The following is an 18,125-nucleotide window of genomic DNA, read 5'->3' on the forward strand; positions in this document are numbered from 1 at the left end:
TTGGTTATGTCATTGAATGAGATGGAGTTGTCGGAAAAACCGGCAATACAAGCTTTCCAGAACCTCGGATATGAATACAAGCCTGGTACTGAATTGGGGCCAAACAGCGAAAATCCGGAACGAGATTCTCCATCTGATGTAGTGCTTCGAGACCGTCTTGAGGAGAAACTCCGCGAGTTCAATCCATCTCTACCGGACGAAACTATCGAAGATGCCATCTCCCAACTGCTCGGCTACAACTCTACTCGCCTCCTAAAGAATAATAAGAACTTCCACGAAAACTTGACCAACGGCATTCAGGTCGAATACAAAGTGGATGGTGAGCGGAGAGGCGACTTCGTAGACGTAATTGACTTTGAGAATCCGGAGAATAACGATTTCTTGGTTTCAAACCAAGTTACCATCCAATTCGGTGATAAACCTAAGAGGCGTCCTGATATCATCGTCTTCATCAACGGGTTGCCTATCGGCGTTCTGGAGATGAAGAATCCGACCGACCCGAACGCTACAATCGGGAAGGCGTACAAGCAGGTTACAGACCGTTACATCAACGATATTCCCGACCTCTTCCATTACAACGAGCTAATCGGGATAATGGATCTGAGTAACGCCAGACTCGGTTGTCTTAGTGCTGGCTGGGAGTGGTTCTCCCCGTGGAGATACATCGATAACGAAGAGGATATGACGGGGGAGTATCCTCCGTCAGAGGTTTTGATTAGAGGTGCTTTCCATCCGGAGAGAGTTCTAGATCTTATCAGAAATTTTGTTTTGTACTCGGATGAAGGCGGTGATTTGAGTAAGAAGCTAGCTGCTTACCACCAGTTTTACGCAGTTAACAACGCTGTAGAGAATAGCAAGGTAACCGTTCCAAACCCGGATGATAATCGGATCGGTGTTGTTTGGCATACTCAGGGCTCTGGTAAATCCTTGTCAATGGTTTTCTATGCGCATAAGATCCGGCAGACAAAGGAAGCACGGAATCCGACTCTTGTTTTCCTGACTGACCGCAACGATCTTGACGAGCAGCTATTCAAGGAGTTCCAGAAGCATGGTTTGCCGGCGGAGTGGGCGGATGATGATAACCGGATTGAGTTACGGGAACGTCTAGATCGGGAGTCAGGAGGTATCGTCTTTGCTACAGTTCAGAAATTCCAAACCACAGATAATGAAGCGATCTATCCTGAAGTGAATGATCGTCAGAACATGATTGTCGTTGCGGATGAGGCACACCGAACCCAGTACAAAGAGTTGGCAGCTAACGTTCGGAGAGCTTTACCTAACGCCTCTTACCTGGGATTTACGGCTACGCCTATCGAAAAAGAGGACCGTTCAACGACAAACACATTTGGGGGCTACATCAGCCAGTATACTATTGATCAGTCGCAAAAAGACGGTTCAACAGTTCCAATATATTACGAAAGCCGACTTGCTAAACTTCAAATCAACGATCCTCGGATCGGTGAGCATTTTCAGGAGTTGATGGAGTCGAAGTCGGATGACTTGAAGGACGAGATGACTAAGAGGTGGACCAGTCTCCGCAGAATCATCGAGAACAGTGATGAACGTACCCGGCAGATCGCGGAAGACATTGTTGAACACTTTAACAATAGGGAGCTTGAGGGTAAAGGGATGGTCGTCACTATTAGCCGAGAGGCAGCGGTAAATTACAAAGAGGCCATCGAGGAAATTCCCAAAGCCCCGGAAGTAGAAGTCGTTATCTCTGGTTCGGAAGACTACATCGACGATCCTGAGGACAATGAGAAGTTGAAGCGCAGGTTCAAAGATGAGGATGATCCGCTCAAACTGGCTGTTGTCTGCGATAAATGGTTGACCGGCTTCGATGTCCCTCATCTTCATACAATGTATATGGATAAGCCGATGAAGAATCATAATCTGCTTCAGGCAATCGGCAGGGTCAACCGGGTTTACAAGGACAAGCCCGGCGGCCTGATCGTTGACTACATGGGTATTGCTGAGAACTTGAAGCAGGCTCTGGACAAGTACACGACCGAGATCCAGGAGACCGCGATGCTAGACCTTGATGAAGCGGTTGAGGTTATGCATCAGAAGCACGAAAAAGTGGCCAGTTTCTTCGGCCAAGTCGACTACAGTGACTGGCCTAGCCTAGAACAATTAGAACGCCAACGCTTGATTCACAAGGCCCAGAATGAGGTTTTAGTTACTGAGGAGCGTGAGCAGAAGTTCAAGGAAGCGATGAAGGAGTTGAAGAAGGCGTTCTCGCTTGTTTCTCCGCATCCAGCCTCTAATGAAATCCGGCAGGATATGGTGTTCTTCGAGGGTGTTCTTGATAGTATCAAAAAAATGGAGGGCCCTGTGGGCGACGAAGACGTGGAAGAGCTTGATTCTGCAATGAAGGAACTAGTTGCAGACGGTGTCGGTATTGAGGATATGGTTGAACTTTCTGGGTTTGATACATGGGAAGAGGAAAAGCCAATACTCGGGGACAAGTTTATGTCCAATGTTGAGGAGGTTCAGTTTGAGAATTTGCAGGTGAAGATGCTTGAGCAATTGATTCGGAACGAAATTTCTACGCGGAAGAAAGGCAACTTGGCTAAGTACGAATCGTTCGAGGAGGAATTAGAGGAAACCATCGAGGATTACAATAACGATTTCCTTTCTACGCAAGATGTCATCGAGGAGCTCAAGGGATACGCTGAAGAAATACAGGAAACGGATGATCGACAAGATCACCTGAACCTGACCGATGAAGAATTAGCCTTCTACGATGCCATCTCTGCAAATACGGATGTCGAAATTAAAGAAGAGACCCTGAAGAACGTTGCCAGGGAACTAAAGCAGAATCTGAAGGATAGCACCGAGGTTGACTGGACCAACCGAGAAAAAATCCGAGCCGAGATCAAGACAGAAGTAAAGGCTGTTCTCCGGAATAACGGTCTCAGTCTATACAAGCATGAAGAATTGGTTGATCCTATTGTGGCCCAAGCCGAAGCTTTCTATGGAGGAGCCGCAGCATAAAGTCCTGAATAAATAGGGCACTGAACTTAATTTCTGAATTAAAACTAGTTTAGTAAAATCCGGCTCGGTTTAATTTTTAAAAATTTTTCACATTATATAAACCCATGAATTTGATTAAAAACTTAAGTTTTCACTCACTTACAGGGCGTAGATCACGCCACCGAAAGTGATTACTTTCCCCTTTCTCCAACTTAATTTCGTACAAGTAACCGTCTCGTTCGTCACCCGTTTCTAGGTCGGCGTCGTCTTCGATGATTTCAGTTACTTTCCCAAAACGGCCATGGTATCTATCGAAATCTGGATCTCGCTGATCGGGTATATCAATCCGTACTTTGTCACCTGGTTCGAACACTTTCATATATGAACCCTTTTTCAATTGACTAGTTCTCTATCTCGTCCGTTGGATACCAAGAACGGTTTTCCAAACGGACTTTCTCCTGACTCCGGAGATTCTGAAGCGCGGATTGGACATTCTCTCGTTCATCACCCCATTCATCGATCCAACCGATTGCAGTCCCCTCATTTTGCCCGACTGCCCGATGAATCGCCCGCAAGGAACTTCCTGGGTTTTCCTTTACTGCTTTCATAACTATCTCCTCATCGACGGTCGGTTCCGGAGTGGATGAACTATCGAATAGATCGTCGGTTGTTTCGGCCTGTTTCAGTTTGCCAAGCGTGGTATAACGTAAACTCTGTGGATACTTTGACTCGTAGGGAATTGGATCTTCAAGTTCGTAAAGTGAACCTGGTTCAAAGGTGACGACCATTTTGTCTTCTGCTATACTCGACCGGTCAACATATTCCAATGGATCGCGTTGTAAGTCCGCTTCGTGAGGGTCAACGACATCCTCAACCTTGGCGAAGTATTTGACCTGTTTTTCTTCTCGGGTAACGTACATTGCGACGTAATCAAACCGGCTGCCAACTCGCACATATCCCCATGCATTATTCTCTTTCAGAAAGGTCAAGCCTGACTTCTTCACCGGGAACACCGCTACCTTTGCATTTTCATCTCCAGCAATTTCGGACCGAGTAATTTTTCCTGCAATCTTGTTTTCGCGAGCTGGAACATCGGTCTTGACCTCATCATCCGGTCGATGCTCACCCTCCCGACCCGAATCAATTTCATTGTCAATATCTTCAATGAGTCGGTCAATCATTTCTTTGGCCTGTGGTTCTGCCATGGAAGAGATTGCTTCAGAAACCCAGTCCGTCAACAATTCATTGATTGATACAGATATTTCGTCTTTTTCGGTTTCAAGCGTATAACGGGCTTCACGCAGTTTGTTAATCTTCTCCAGGTAATCTTTGGAGTCGCCGGATTCGATGGCTTCTTTTGTGAACGCCCGAAGGACTGGCAGTTTTTTAGGTAGCTCTTCTAACTGCGTTTTCCCAACCCTCGATACAGAAACGTCTGAGGAATTCACTCGTCGTTGGAAGAATCTGTATTCTTTCCCGTTGGTGAGGATTCCATAATTCACGTTAGCATTCGTCATGTAGGAATCGATCTGGTTTTCATGACTTTCTGTAAGGGTTGTATCGGCTCCTTTTGCTTCCATAAATGCAACCGGGGCTGCATCCAATACGAGAGCATAATCGACTTTGTAAGTTTGTCTGAATGCATCGATAGAAAACTCCAATTGAGTATTCATTGGGATGTCCCAGCCGAGCAGTTCAAGGAAATTACGTAGAATAGCGGCCTTTGTATTGGCCTCATCCATTTGCGGTGACGAGTCAAGTATAGTCTCCGACTGGTCTACAAAATCTTGAACGGCCTCGATATCCATGTTATCTGGTAAGGTGACCTCGAAATCATATTAATCCATGGGGACGACGCAATCGGTTACTATACCCTTTGTATTGTACATGAGAGTGCTAGGAAACTACATGGACCCCAACCAACCCGCCGGGGATTGGTTCATCAGCTAATTCGACTGAATATAATTTGATTGTGAACTTTAACAAAACAAATAAGTTGAACCCATATACCGATACCTGCTTTCCTAATCTGAACCAGTCATTATAGTCACGGACATAGATAATTCGAGATTTCGGGAGGAGATATGGTCTGAAAGGAGGCTTTCAACATCTCTTTGAGTTCGTCAAGGCTTTTGATGAGGCGGTAGTTGAACCACGAATTGAGTTGATTCCAGCACCCTTCAACTGGATTCAAATCCGGCTCCTGCGAGGTATTCACGTATTTTCATTGGTTAGACTTCTACATACCAGCATCATATATCCCCGCCTTGGCCGTTAAGGTCAGCTATCGTAGGTTCCCTAAGGACCGGCGTTCTCATTCCCGAGCCGCGTCCGTAGTCCCGAGGTCGAGCGTCGCCGCACGGTGGGATACGAACGGGAGAACCTAGTCGTAGTCCGGGAGCATGGAAAGGGCCAGCGCGAGGATCACGGCGCCGGCGCCCGTCGATTCAAACCCGAGGCCGACGACGGTCAAGATTGGGGCGTAGCCGACGAGTGCACCGCCGAGGTGTCCCTTCCGGTTATGGTTCTACTCCTCAATGCCGATCCGATAGCCTCGAGCGCTTTTGTCGTACTCGGCCGCCTCGTTGAGGACCGGCCGGACGTTCTTGCGATACCATGTTCTTGGGTTTTGGTTCTTGACCGGGTACTTGGGGTATAGCTCCTTTTTGGCTTCTTGTTTCGACACCGTCCCGTGCTTCTCGGCGTACTCCAGAACCGCCCGAGCCGCCGCCTTTCGGTCCTCAAGGCGATCGGGGGGGTCGTCCCACCCTTCGGCGACCTTTTCGACGACGTCGGCGATCTTCTCGGGAGCGTCCCGATTGTCCGGCGTGCTGTCGCGAGGTGTCTCTGCCGTTGGTTCCGGGTCCGATCGGCTGGGCGTTCGGTCGACCGGCTCCTCGCGCCGCTCTCGGCTGCTGTCGTCGACGTCAATTGGGACCCACCAAACCCGGCCCCTTGCCCCAACCTTGCGGGTTTCGAGCTCCTCGCGTTCGACGAGGATGTTTAGCTTATTGTGTGCCGTTCGCCTCGCGATCCCGAGCTCGTCGACGATGTCGCCAGCCGTGAGGGGGCGGGCCCGGTCCTCGCGATCGGTGAACGCCTGGAGAATCTCCTCCGCCGGGATCCGGTCACTATACCGGCCTTGACCGTTTCGGTTGCGTCCCATGCATACAACCTGAACACACAAGGGCAAAACCTTTGCCGTTGAAAGGTCGCCTTGTGTGTAAACTCCGGTATTAAACCTTATTGCCCGGCTTATCACCTTTGCCTTTGTATATATAGGCAAGAACAACGGGCTCCTCGGGGCGTGTTGAAATGCCCGCGTGTTTGGAACACCCGAGCCGGTCTTTCGGGAGCGAAAGACCATGCAAACCCACGAAACCGAAACCTAAGAAGGAACCGAACCGAACGGGATCATTGAAGCCACCGACGAGGGCGAGGTCCTCGACGAGGGGGAGAGCGGGTACTCATACCACTACGAGCCACCGAGCCAGGGCGGCACCCTATACGTCCGCTGTGAGTACTGTGGCGTCGAAGGTGTCCCCACGAAACCCGAGCGCCTCTCCCACCGAGCCGGGTGTCCGAACGCCCACGAATAGGCCGGGGTCGCCGTCCAGTTCTCCCCCGTTTTTCTAAACCTGCGCCCTATTATCGCCTATTTTTTCGTCGAATAACCTCGGGTGTAACCGATTGAAAGCCACCCGATCGGCCGCCTTCTTGCGGTTCGTTGGGGTGGCATATATTCCCGGTTAGGTCGTTAAACTAAGGTTTGGTAGTGTTCCACCTCCCAAACCTGTGTTACCTCACTTCCCCCAATTGTGTATAGCGATATATGGTTTATTACTTCAGAACATTATATACTCCCAAACCACTCAAATTACGGAGTCCCTACATGGACTCCATAGTTTTAAATAATCTCAATGTCTCAATAGGAAACGCCTATCCAATGAAAACCACCATCTTAGAACCACTCACCCCCACAGTTTTCGCTTTGTCAGCGGAGAATCGCCATGCCAATCGTTCAGACCCAATTCTCAGGACTCACACCCACCCGCAGAGCCACCATGCCACGTAACGAAATCAGATGGGCAGCTCAAGACCTCGGTTCACTCGAGGATCTGTATTGGGATCACATCGCTCCGGGCCTCAGAGCCGAAGATATCGACGTTCATAAACCACATGCCACTATACTAACTCAGCGGTATCCCGGTCTGGATTATGCCCTTCGCGAAAAGCACGATCTGACGGTTGGAGAGTTCCTCAAAACCGTGGTCGGTCTTGAGGAAGAACCACCCGAAGACCCGATCCCTGAGAAGGTACGCACGGCCCTCGAGAATTATTTGGACCGGCCCAAATTAACCCATAGACGCTCCGACGCGACAGTAGAAACGATTCGCTCCCGGTTAGAACGCTATCTCAGAACCTACGTCGACGTGAACGACGACAATATTCTGGATAACCTTTCTGACCCCAGTGCAGAGGGTGGGGAGCAGGACCGGGTTATGGCCGTTTTCTATCGCCTCGAAGACGAGCTCGGGAGCGATCGGACGAAACGCAAGTATCTCAGCCGGGTTCAGCAGTTCTACAGCTGGCTTGAACGGAGAGGAAAAGCAGAATTCGACCCGACAACTGCGGTTCTGGACGAATTTGGCTGGGAATCTTCGCCATCAGATCCGATTCCCCTACAACCCGATCAGGTGGCCGGCCTTTACGGCGCTGCGTCTACGTCTTCCGAACGGGTGATGGTTGCCGCTCTCGCTGCGTGGGGCCTCCGAACAGGGGAAGTGGCACGCCTCAAATCCAATCAGATCATCCTCGATGAAGATCCACGAATCGAATTCGAATCCAGGAAGAACGGGCCGGGGTCGGTTTCCCTGATTTACGGGCTCGATCCGTTGGCCGATCGACTCGATCAACTAGTAGAGAACGGGGATAAGGATTGGAACGGCTTTTTGTTCCCAAGCAGTAGTTCCTCCTCGGGCCATGTGAGCCCCGACACGATTCGTAATCGATTCACGCGCCTCGCGAACGCCGCAGACGTCGATATGGACGGCGAGACGCCCACGCCCAAGATGGCCCGTCGATACTGGTACGAGGCCTACACGAGCGCCCAAGGCCGGCTCCTCGAGATCGTCGACGAATTCAAAGAGGACCAGGGGAGCACGAGTACCGACGTGATCACGTCCCACTACTTGAGCGAGGAGCGGAAACGCAAACTCAGACGGCAAGCGATGCGATCCGAACTGAAAGCGGCATTCGAAAGAGGATGACTAATTCCCCCTCAACACCTTTCAGCGGTCCGAAATAGCGGCCATGATATTCTCGAAACTCGGCTTTTCAACGTAGGTCCAGTCGGATCCCACCATTACCATTGGTGTCCCTTCGACTCCGTGATCTTCCCCGGTAGCAATCTCTTGATCGATCTCTTCGCAATATGACCTTTCCTCAAGCACGCTCCTCACATCCGATTCTGATGCAGACCCCAGCACGTCGAGAGCGGTATCGATCACCGCCTGTTCGGAATAGTCGCCCTGGTAATCGTATACGTCTGATTCAAACTTGGAAAACGCGACAGGGCCCGCCATTTCATACACATACCGACCAACGTTTGGAATCGCTCGCGACCAACGATCATCGACAGGTAATGGGAAATCGAAGTGCCGATAGAAGATATCTCCGTTCTCAGCTGCCGATTTGAGTGAAGGGCCTACTTCTTTTACAAAACTCTTGCAATGAGGGCAGGCATAGTCTGAAAACACACGCACGGTAGGCGCGTCCTCCTGCCCGATCGTAATCGGACCTGACTCCCTGGAATCATCGCAAGGAGCGTCGTTATTGAATAAACTATACCCAATCCCACCAGTTACGACAATGCCGCTCCCCAACGCAATTAGCTGTCGCCGACTTAGATCCATATCTGAACATTGCCCGTTTTATCATTTAAACCAACGGAAGAAATGGTCCCCCGGAGTGTTACGATCCCCGAACCTTGATTACACCCCTCTACATTGATGCAAATTGATGGCATGAGTCCATCCCCAGTTAACCGTGTGCTTATCGTCGACGACGAACCAGGGCTCGTTGATTTGTTCGACTTGTGGCTTACAGACGATTATAACACCGTTACTGCAACCACAGGAAAAACCGCCCTTGAAAAAATATCACCGTCAATCGATGCGGCTTTGCTCGACCGGGATTTGGTCACCATGAATGGGTCCGATCTAGCCACAGAGATCAGGGCTCTCGATCCGTATATCCCGATTGCATTTGTTTCAGGTGGGGAACCTGATGGCGATATCCTTGAAACGGGATTTGACGATTATCTCGTTAAGCCGATCGGGAAAAGCGACCTCCTCACGACCCTCAAGTTTTTTTTTAAAACACTGGTCTCTCTCGACGATCCATATCGAGACTACGCAAAAGTTCTCCGGCAGCAAGCCGTCATCAACGAAACCACAAATACAATCTCGAAATCCGAGACAACTGAACTGCGCTCAACCCTCCAGACATATCGTAAGGGGATCGACCAACTCCCACAGGAAGTAGGAATATTGCAACAAATCGGCGTTGTCTGACAATCGTAGAAACTGCAAGTTAAGTAGGACAACTACAGAATCCAAACCATGAATCCCCCCAACGACGGCGGCGATAACGATCCAACGCAAGGCTCGGAACCATCAACCAACGATTCTTCGCGATCGAGTTTCTGGGAAGACCCACCCGAATGGGCTGAAAAACTGAATGAAGAGGGTGCAGAGGTGGTGCCGGTGGGTGGGTCCCAGTCGGAAGCCCTGGCCTATATTACCCTCCGAAAGAACAACGAGATTGGCATTTCTCAGCGGGCAATGTACGAACACTTTGACGGTGTAAATACAGTCGCGATCGGCGTTCAGTCACCTTCTGGTGGCGGTGCAAAGAAACTCTACCTAATCCCGATTGATGACGACGAGGACGTCCCATTCGCAGCTGACGTTCGTGTATCTGATTCGGGGAGTGGCGCAATCCGTGTAGGGAAGCCCTACGAGCATTTCGACTTGCAACCGGAAGAAGCAGAACGGTATTCAGTCAAAAGGGACGAGGATCTCAATGCCGTTGTCGCAAATTTGAATACTTCTCCACTCAATAATTAAATTATTATCATAACTTAAATGGGATGTGCTAAACATCGGTTCCTAGCCCCCTAACCAAATTAACCTTGGTTGATACTGTCTCTTCTAACACCAATCTTTTACTTATCCAGATCAATTTATATCGATATGGTCGAAAACAACAACTCTCTGCTTTCCGTCTCTGTCACTAATTTAGGCGGGATTAATTCCTTGGAGACATCAATTCCGCCGGGGGTGACTGTGTTGAGTGGAAATAACGCCACCAACCGAACATCATTCCTCAGTGCGATTGCAACAGCACTTGGCGCTGAGGAAGCCGCAGCCACTCTCAAAACGGATGCCGACGAGGGCGAAGTCACAGTCACGTTCGATGATCAGACGGCGTCAAGAACGTTTACGCGCTCAAATGGCACCGTCAGTATAGGCGGCGACCCCCTTTCTGAGGAATCTGAGGTTGTGGATACCTTCGTCTCGGTCTTTTCGACGAACCCGGCTCGCAAAGCAATCCGAGATGGTGGCGAAAACCTTCGCGAGGTCTTGATGCGAAATGTCGATACAGCCAGCATCAAACAGGAGGTCCGCTCGCTAAAGCAGCAGAAGAAAACTCTCGAATCCCAACTCGAAGATATTGAACGGGCCCAGGAAAAGCTCTCTCGCGAAGAGCAAAACCGGCAGGACCTCACAACCCAACTTGAGGAGGTGAACGGCGAAATCGAGGACGTCAAACAGGAGATCGAGAACTTCAAGGCGACCTCCGAAGAGATCGAGGCCGCCGAAGAACACATCGCTAACCTCGAGGACAAACGCGAAGACCTACGCCGTGTCAAAGACGATATCGACAACACCGAGGACACAATCGACTCACTCGAAGAAGAGCGCAAATCGATCAAACAGCAATTGGATAGCCTATCTGTCCCAGAGAATCGCGAAGAAGAACTCAAGGACGAACGGGAATCTCTCAAGTCCCAGATCAACACGATTCAAAACGCGATTGCAGAACTCAGCGACATCATCACTCACAACAGGTCCGTCCTTGACGAAGGCCAGATGTCTGTCTGGATGGATTCTGGAACCGTCACAGAGTCCCTAGATCCAAGCGGTGAGACGGTCGAATGTTGGACGTGTGGGAGTGAAGTGGACCGATCCGCCATCGATTCCCGGATCGATACGCTCGTTGAACTTCGGAAGCAGAAGAATGCCGAGCTCCAGGAACTACAAAGCACCTTAGAACAAGTCGAGGACGAATCGGCTGAAATCCGCGAAAAACGGAACAAACGGGATCGGCTTCAAAACGAACTAGACGATACAGAAGCCGCAATTGAATCCGAGAAGCGGTCCCTTGAAGACCTTGAATCGAAAGCCGATACGCTCCGGGATGAGGTTGATGAGCTACAAACCAAAGTTGCCGAAACAGAAGAACTGCGAGACAGCGACCTTCCAGATGCCTATGAGCGACTTAGTGAATTAGAACACGACAGGGGCCGAATTGAAACAAAACTCGAACGTACTGAATCGACGATCGAGGCCCTTGAAGAACAAATCAGTCAGAAAGAAGACGTCGAAGCCCAGATTACTGAAACGAAAGAGCGGCTTGAGGAAGCCCGTGGCCGGATCGATCGGATTGAACGGGATATTATCGAGAAGTTCAATTCCCAAATGGACGAACTACTCGGCCTCCTCGAGTACGAGAACATCACCCGCGTATGGCTCGAACGGCTTGTTCCGGAGACGTCAGAGGACTCCGAATTCGAACTCCACATCGTTCGCGAAGCAGAGGATGGATCGGCTTACGAAGACACCGTCGACACGCTTTCAGAATCCGAGCGTGAAGTGATCGGCATCACAACGGCCCTTTCAGGCTACCTTGTTCACGACGTGGCTGAGGAAATCCCGATCATCCTTTTCGATTCCGTCGAGGCGATTGACGCCGAACGGTTAGAGAAAGCCTTAGACCATATCGGTGATTTCGCCACGTATCTCGTAGTGGCCCTTCTCCCCGAGGATGCAGAATCGATCCGCCATCAAACTATAGGGGCCCCAGCGTTTAGTTAAAAACAATGCCCCAACTCAAATTGCAACGGTTGAAGGAAAAATATCAGATCCCGGGTCTTGATGCAGAGCTTCGGGAAGCCTACGTTATCGAGGACGATTCTCTACGTGATGTGGCCGATTACATCAATATTGAGATCACCCGCCAGTTCCTCGAAGGTGAGCCCTTCGAGAGTGAAATCGTCTATCGGGTGTATAACCACCCCGAGGATGTAGCCAAGCAGACTGAGGTCGGACTGAAAAAACGCATCCAGAATCACGGCATCGACATCGACGTACTGAAAGACAATTGGGTTGGCCACCTTGCAGTCAAATCTTATCTCAACAAGGTCCTCGATATCGACACCTCCCGGAATGTCGAGGACAAAGAGCCCGAAGAAGCCCTTTCCAAAATCAACGGCTTGGTTGATTACCAGGAATCGCTCATGAACCGCCACCTGGCCAAGGTTCGAGGATTCGATTACGATCAATGGGAATTGCATACTGACGTCCGCTTGATTAACTCGAATACGGGCGAATCGGTACGCCTTCAGGACCACTTCGCCGATCTGCAGGAGGAATTAGAAGAGGAATAACCCTCGCCGGGGGGTTGGGGTTTTTATTCGATGGCGCCGTATTTTCTATTACATGCACCGGAGTGGTCACGTAGGGATAGCCTTGCTTTTTGTGACACCGCTTGCCTTCATCGTCGCGACGGTCTATGGAATTGAAATCGGAATCGGGACGCTTGCCCTCGGAGTGAGTGCCAGTGATCTTCCCGATCGCGATCAACAGATTCCAGGACTTTCCCATCGCGGTTTCTCCCATACTGTCTGGGCCGCTTTGGTTGTGGCCGGCCTTGGTGGAATCGGCGGGTTCTTCCTTTCGACGAAGATGGCCTCGAGTCCACCGATCCCGATTCCAGGAATAGACACGCTTGTCAGTATCGGCCCTATTCTATTTGCAGGTTTGACGGCTCTGGCCATCCTTTTCGGGTATCTGAGCCATATCGTCGGAGACATTCTCACCGTGGGCTCGGCCTATTTTGGCATGGATATCAAGCCACTCTTCCCTCTCACAGAAGCATCGGTCCAGCTCGGTATCGCGAAGGCCGATTCGATGATGTGGAACTCCATCTTCTTCGTACTCGGGGTAGTCGCCACTGCGGGTGTCTTCGTTTTCAATTGAAACTCCCTTTTGATCGTAACTGCCATTCACAACCAGTCAATCCTTATGTGCCATTTGAGGCGATACCTCACCGGCTTTAGTTACATAAGGCCAACGCAACCCCTCAATTCTCACCCATCCCGTCCGACGGTTTTTAACTGAAGACGCTCAAGGTTTAGATGTAGCAATGGTCGACCGGAATCTCGATGAATTTGGATCTGATGCTCGCGGGCCCGAGGACCGCGTCACCGATGACGACTACCAGACGATCACTTGTCCCACTTGCGGGGAGACGTTCCCTCGCGTGCGTGAGGCCTGCCCCTACTGCGGTCACGAGCCCAGCAACGCCTCCTCGAGTGACAGCAATGCTTCCAGCTCGAGCCGCACTCACCCTGATGTAACGGTCTCGAATCCGGATTACTGGGGCGTGGGGGTCCTCGTTGACGCCCCTGTCAGGGATCTCGCGAGAAGGTTTGCTCAGATTGCGGTGAACAATGTCAAATCCGTCTCCGAGTCCAGGACCTCCAAGATTGGATATCGGAAGCCGAAAATTGACCTTTTCGATGACGTTACCGCCCCTCCGGTGGACCCTATCGGGAACGCAGATAACACGACGACCGCAATCCCGATCGGCGAAGGCGATAACGAGGTCCTCGACCTTCTCATCGATGCGACCGATTGGGGAACTCGAGAGTCGAGGCCTCACCTATTCACCGAATACGGCAACCCGATCGTCGATCGCGACCGGCTCGAAACCTATCTGGCCGAGGAAAACCCTCAATGGCTCATCTTGGGCTCCGCTCACGCCGGCCTCTATGAGCAGGATGGGAAGGTCTACGAGCGCGTCCAGGAGTGTGGCTACTGTGAGGAATCTACCCCTCACCAGTTCGTCGGTTGCGACGGTTCTCCCGACGTCGACAAGGGTAACGATCTCGAACCGGCTCCCGTTTGGGAGTGTGCAGAGTGTGGGAACTATCAGTTGGGCCCGGATCCGGAGCACCAGAATGCCGGCCCCACGAACGGCCCGCCGGGTGCCGCCCGCGAGGAGAAGCCTCCTCGCGAGCACGACCGTCCCGAAGAATCGTCCACACTAACGTGAAGACGTGGCCGGCTTAGTGAAGCACAAAAAACTAAGTACGTCTCTTCCAATTCTCGGGTAATAAGCGGTAATTCGCCCCATGCCCAACGACAATTCCGGCATTCCGAGCGGAACAGCGACCAGTAGATCGGAATGCCGGTGCCCGGATTGTCTGAGCTACGAAGGCCTCAAGGAGATACCAAAGACCGCCCAACTCTACGACAACCCTGTAGACGCGATTCTACACGCCTCTCAATGTGCAAACGATGCATGTTCCACGGGCAAAGTGGACCCCAAAATTATCGGAAAACAGATCGACAAAGACGAGCTCAAAGAATCCGAGCCACTCATTGATTTTGAAGAAATCTCTCTTACTGACCACCTCAAGGCTCCGCGTAAATTCATCCGCTCGACGTCCTGGAAGGTGATCGGAATCGTCTTTTTGTTCGTCATTTCGGCAATCTTTGGTACGCTAGGCGGGCTTGGAGGGGGTAGCGGAATCGTCGAGGCCGGCGATTCATACGACGGAATCGAATCAACCGATGGCACCGCCCCGGAAGCAGTATATGAAGATGGGAATTGGACCATCTATAGATCAGGAGACTCCTACATTGTTTCAGGCTCGATTGATGGCTCGGTGGTTTTCCTCACTCACGCCGGAGAGGTCACCGATTCGCCCTACAGATTCAATAATTCAACAGCGGCTAAGGAAGCGATTGCACTCTGGCGAGCCCGGAATGACAAACTCCCGTCTGAGTATCTAATGCCCGAAGCTACAGACGCTCTCACCAATCAAACCAATTGGAAGGTATTCTCATATAATGGATCAAACATTGTCGCCGGGAAAATCGATGGCAAACCAGTCTTCTTACATCCCAATGGGGAATTTTCAGCCGAGCCGTATTTTTATAACATCAGGGGAGTAGCTGAACAATCCATCCTCTATTGGGTTGCTCTCTCCCAGACAAACAACCTCCCTCTGGTTGAGGAGATAACCAAGTCCGAACTCCAAAACATCCTTTCGAATTGGGACTCAGACGGCGAGAAATACGATATTTGGAACTCTACGGATATAGGCAACTGGACGGTGTATACGAACGGTTCTGCATATGTCGCAGCTGCCTCGATCGATAATGAAACCGTCTTCCTCCAACATACTGGAACGATACCCACGTCAGTCAACTATTTCGACTCTCCTACTGCCCTCTTAGAGGCTCTTAACACGTGGAGAAGCAACAATTCCGATCTCAATCCTGCCCCCATCTCTCACGATCCGGGTCTAGGAAAAGAATGGGAGTTAATCGACAATCAAGATGCGATTGAAGACGATTTGACGAGCGATAAGCTCACGACCATCGATAATGATTCACTTGGCTCCGGATCCGGAACAACAATTGCTGGCACGGTAAAGAACACGAACGATCAACCCGTCCCTGATGCCACGGTCACCCTCCATAGCAATCCTCAAATCACGATAACAGATTCGAACGGGGGATTTGTTTTCACAGATGTCCCAGAAGGCGACCACATGATACATGTGGCACCGCCGGATGGCACCGATCTTGCCGCCCCTCGAAATACGAGTGTCTCTGTGAGTGCAGAAGGTGAGGTAATTCCTCAAAACGACCCAGATAACGTCCTCTATTTCGAGAATGACGATGGATCGATCTCACAAAACCGGCTGACATTCCTCGCCCAAAAGAAGCAACCAATTGAGGTTCGTGGCGGTGGTAGCGAAGTTTCATCCACCATCCAAGTAGCAAATCCCAGCAATATTGATGACCTCGAAGTTTCTCTGATTCCTGAATACATGGCAACGCAGCAGTCGACTACGTTCTCCGGCAGTGACGTGATCGAGACTCTTGAAATAAATGGCTCGACAGTTCCCGAAGACCAATCGATACAGCTCCTCGGTGAGATTACTAGTGAGCAGGAGACCGTTCGGGGAACCTATACTGGATGGCCTAATCCGAATTTTGAGGCCAATGGGAACCTGAATGTCTCCGATGCAACCGCGACGATTACTCCCCAAGCCTACACCGAAAACAAATCTTGGACCGGCACTACACAAGGAACGACAATCTCAGTAGATCCAAACTCAATTCTTCAACCCTCTGGTGGCTCGCTTAACCTTGAACCCCAAATTACCACACAGGATCGCTCGAATGAAGGATATCTTAGTGGGAACGGAATCCGGGTATATAACCCTGGAAACGCCCAAACAGAAGCGGAAATAACGATAACTGGGAAAGAAGGTTTGTACACCGTCGAATCTGGAGGTGTGTATGAATCTTATGACTCGTCAGGTAGCCAATACCAATATGCTAGTCATTCGGGATACTTCAAATTCTCAGTATGGGGTAAAGTCCATAAATACGGTTATGGCTCCGCAAAATCTGAAATCATACAGGGGCCATTGGGGAGATTGACAGCCTATACTAGGGATAATGGTTATGCCTCATTTTCAGACTCGAAATGGATGTCAATTTCTAATGGCCAATATCTTGGAAAAAATTATGTACACTTGAACGCAATCGGATATGGCGACGACCCCCCACATTGGGTAGACTTCTGGGGGTACTCAAGATATAAATTAGAAGACAATGGCGAAACAGGCAGAGTAACACTAAACTATAACGGCAAGTCCGCTAAAACATCTTATCTCCGTGGAGGGGATACAGATACCGTCTCAATCAAACTAGACCCCGGCTGGAATGAAATTCCAGTATCGTACTCCGGGGATTATCACGATATATCTGTATCAGCTGACTTCACAGCAAAATCCTACCCCGAAGATGTCTCTGCATCTATAGACGGAACGCAATTATTCAGCCACTCCGGACCTCTGAAAAACCCGCAACCTATCGACATCTCCGACTCGGCGATCGGAACTGATGAAGCGAACCTGGGTCTTCAAACGGGGACGGAAAAAATCGACTACAAACTGGATATTACCGCTCGGAACACGACAATGGACCCATCTTTAGCGGTCGGGAATCAAACGGTATTTTTGCATTCGGGACCGCTCATGCAGTCACAAAAAGTCGATCTCCCTACCAATGATCTCACACTTGGGACGAACGAATTGGATTTCACCTCGAGTGCCGGGTCACTCAATTACACAATTAATTACACTGCCCGGACGGTCCCGGAGAACGTAACGGTCCAGGTGGGATCACAGACTTACACCTATCCCAGGGACTTTTCCGATTCTGGACCGCTTCCGCATCATCCAAATGGGGAACCAAACCAGATCAATATCTCCGCTCTCTCACTTGGCGGGCAAACGGTTTCGGTTTCGAGCAATCCAATCGACGGGATCAACACATCTGTCGACGCAACGTTAATCTACGACAGCGAGACGAAGCAGTCCTACCAGCCTGAGATAATCGTCGAAAAACCGGATGGCACCCGATACTCGAAAGAGATTCCCGATTCAGCCCTCGAGAACGGGAAACTAATTTCACCTCACAACATGACAATCCCAGCCCACTGGCTCGGGACAGGAGAGAACAAAATCATCGTTCGAACAGCCGATGCCTCGGTCGTTTCAGCGAAAGTCACCACCGCAGGCCTCAAGTACCAGAATAAATCACTCACCTACGGTGGATAATCTACCCTTGCAATCTTAGACCTTTGACGGTCTCTCAAACACTATAGTGAGACAGCCAATTGGCCAAAAACTAAATAGCGCCCTCGTATTTCTCACAGTATAGAAGGGATTCGCACCCATGCCTAACGATAATTCCGGCCTCCCTAGAGGGACA

Annotated in this window: 12 protein-coding genes; 9 read left to right on the plus strand and 3 right to left on the minus strand. The window is 50.4% G+C overall.

Annotated elements, in window-relative coordinates; genetic code table 11:
* The first annotated feature begins 6 nt into the window (after window positions 1-6).
* The gene (locus tag RH831_RS11220; RefSeq protein WP_310554292.1) at window positions 7-2,997 is read left to right on the plus strand and encodes a type I restriction endonuclease subunit R; all 2,991 of its coding nucleotides are present in this window, start codon (window positions 7-9) and stop codon (window positions 2,995-2,997) included.
* 380 nt (window positions 2,998-3,377) lie between these two features.
* Here RH831_RS11220 and RH831_RS11225 read toward each other — a convergent pair whose 3' ends face one another.
* Window positions 3,378-4,784, minus strand: a complete 1,407-nt coding sequence (locus tag RH831_RS11225; RefSeq protein ID WP_310554293.1) for a type I restriction enzyme HsdR N-terminal domain-containing protein — start codon at window positions 4,782-4,784, stop codon at window positions 3,378-3,380.
* A gap of 719 nt (window positions 4,785-5,503) precedes the next feature.
* The gene (locus RH831_RS11230; protein ID WP_310554294.1) at window positions 5,504-6,142 is read right to left on the minus strand and encodes a hypothetical protein; all 639 of its coding nucleotides are present in this window, start codon (window positions 6,140-6,142) and stop codon (window positions 5,504-5,506) included.
* Between the two features lie 844 nt (window positions 6,143-6,986).
* Between RH831_RS11230 and RH831_RS11235 the strand changes: the two genes are divergently transcribed.
* Window positions 6,987-8,246 carry a tyrosine-type recombinase/integrase gene (locus tag RH831_RS11235; RefSeq protein WP_310554295.1) on the plus strand — a complete coding sequence of 420 codons (1,260 nt, stop codon included), beginning with the start codon at window positions 6,987-6,989 and terminating at the stop codon, window positions 8,244-8,246.
* Between the two features lie 21 nt (window positions 8,247-8,267).
* Here RH831_RS11235 and RH831_RS11240 read toward each other — a convergent pair whose 3' ends face one another.
* Window positions 8,268-8,891 carry a thioredoxin domain-containing protein gene (locus RH831_RS11240; protein WP_310554296.1) on the minus strand — a complete coding sequence of 208 codons (624 nt, stop codon included), beginning with the start codon at window positions 8,889-8,891 and terminating at the stop codon, window positions 8,268-8,270.
* Between the two features lie 135 nt (window positions 8,892-9,026).
* Between RH831_RS11240 and RH831_RS11245 the strand changes: the two genes are divergently transcribed.
* From RH831_RS11245 to RH831_RS11275, 7 genes are all read left to right on the plus strand, one after another.
* Complete coding sequence (locus RH831_RS11245) at window positions 9,027-9,551, plus strand: response regulator (RefSeq protein ID WP_310554297.1); 525 nt, start codon at window positions 9,027-9,029, stop codon at window positions 9,549-9,551.
* Window positions 9,552-9,599: 48 nt separating this feature from the next.
* A complete protein-coding gene (locus tag RH831_RS11250) occupies window positions 9,600-10,106 on the plus strand; it encodes a hypothetical protein (protein ID WP_310554298.1) in 507 nt (168 codons plus the stop codon).
* 126 nt (window positions 10,107-10,232) lie between these two features.
* The gene (locus RH831_RS11255) at window positions 10,233-12,137 is read left to right on the plus strand and encodes an archaea-specific SMC-related protein (protein ID WP_310554299.1); all 1,905 of its coding nucleotides are present in this window, start codon (window positions 10,233-10,235) and stop codon (window positions 12,135-12,137) included.
* Between the two features lie 5 nt (window positions 12,138-12,142).
* Entirely contained in the window at window positions 12,143-12,709 is a 567-nt protein-coding gene (gene rdfA / locus RH831_RS11260; RefSeq protein ID WP_310554300.1) for a rod-determining factor RdfA, read from the plus strand.
* Window positions 12,710-12,761: 52 nt separating this feature from the next.
* On the plus strand, window positions 12,762-13,301 hold the full coding sequence (locus RH831_RS11265) for a metal-dependent hydrolase (RefSeq protein WP_310554301.1): 540 nt from the start codon (window positions 12,762-12,764) through the stop codon (window positions 13,299-13,301).
* 166 nt (window positions 13,302-13,467) lie between these two features.
* Window positions 13,468-14,379, plus strand: coding sequence for a hypothetical protein (locus tag RH831_RS11270; RefSeq protein ID WP_310554302.1), 912 nt, complete (start codon window positions 13,468-13,470; stop codon window positions 14,377-14,379).
* 79 nt (window positions 14,380-14,458) lie between these two features.
* Window positions 14,459-17,971: a carboxypeptidase regulatory-like domain-containing protein gene (locus tag RH831_RS11275; protein ID WP_310554303.1), complete on the plus strand. Its 3,513-nt coding sequence runs from the start codon at window positions 14,459-14,461 to the stop codon at window positions 17,969-17,971.
* Window positions 17,972-18,125 lie beyond the last annotated feature (154 nt).

Source organism: Halodesulfurarchaeum sp. HSR-GB (assembly GCF_031432215.1).
Classification (GTDB): domain Archaea; phylum Halobacteriota; class Halobacteria; order Halobacteriales; family Halobacteriaceae; genus Halodesulfurarchaeum.

Bases quoted from the DNA above. Each gene is read 5' to 3' on its own strand.
- RH831_RS11225 (WP_310554293.1), bottom strand. From the start codon at position 4,784: ATGGATATCGAGGCCGTTCAAGATTTTGTAGACCAGTCGGAGACTATA.
- RH831_RS11255 (WP_310554299.1), top strand. From the start codon at position 10,233: ATGGTCGAAAACAACAACTCTCTGCTTTCCGTCTCTGTCACTAATTTA.
- RH831_RS11265 (WP_310554301.1), top strand. From the start codon at position 12,762: ATGCACCGGAGTGGTCACGTAGGGATAGCCTTGCTTTTTGTGACACCG.
- rdfA (WP_310554300.1), top strand. From the start codon at position 12,143: ATGCCCCAACTCAAATTGCAACGGTTGAAGGAAAAATATCAGATCCCG.
- RH831_RS11230 (WP_310554294.1), bottom strand. From the start codon at position 6,142: ATGGGACGCAACCGAAACGGTCAAGGCCGGTATAGTGACCGGATCCCG.
- RH831_RS11220 (WP_310554292.1), top strand. From the start codon at position 7: ATGTCATTGAATGAGATGGAGTTGTCGGAAAAACCGGCAATACAAGCT.
- RH831_RS11275 (WP_310554303.1), top strand. From the start codon at position 14,459: ATGCCCAACGACAATTCCGGCATTCCGAGCGGAACAGCGACCAGTAGA.
- RH831_RS11270 (WP_310554302.1), top strand. From the start codon at position 13,468: ATGGTCGACCGGAATCTCGATGAATTTGGATCTGATGCTCGCGGGCCC.
- RH831_RS11240 (WP_310554296.1), bottom strand. From the start codon at position 8,891: ATGGATCTAAGTCGGCGACAGCTAATTGCGTTGGGGAGCGGCATTGTC.
- RH831_RS11250 (WP_310554298.1), top strand. From the start codon at position 9,600: ATGAATCCCCCCAACGACGGCGGCGATAACGATCCAACGCAAGGCTCG.
- RH831_RS11235 (WP_310554295.1), top strand. From the start codon at position 6,987: ATGCCAATCGTTCAGACCCAATTCTCAGGACTCACACCCACCCGCAGA.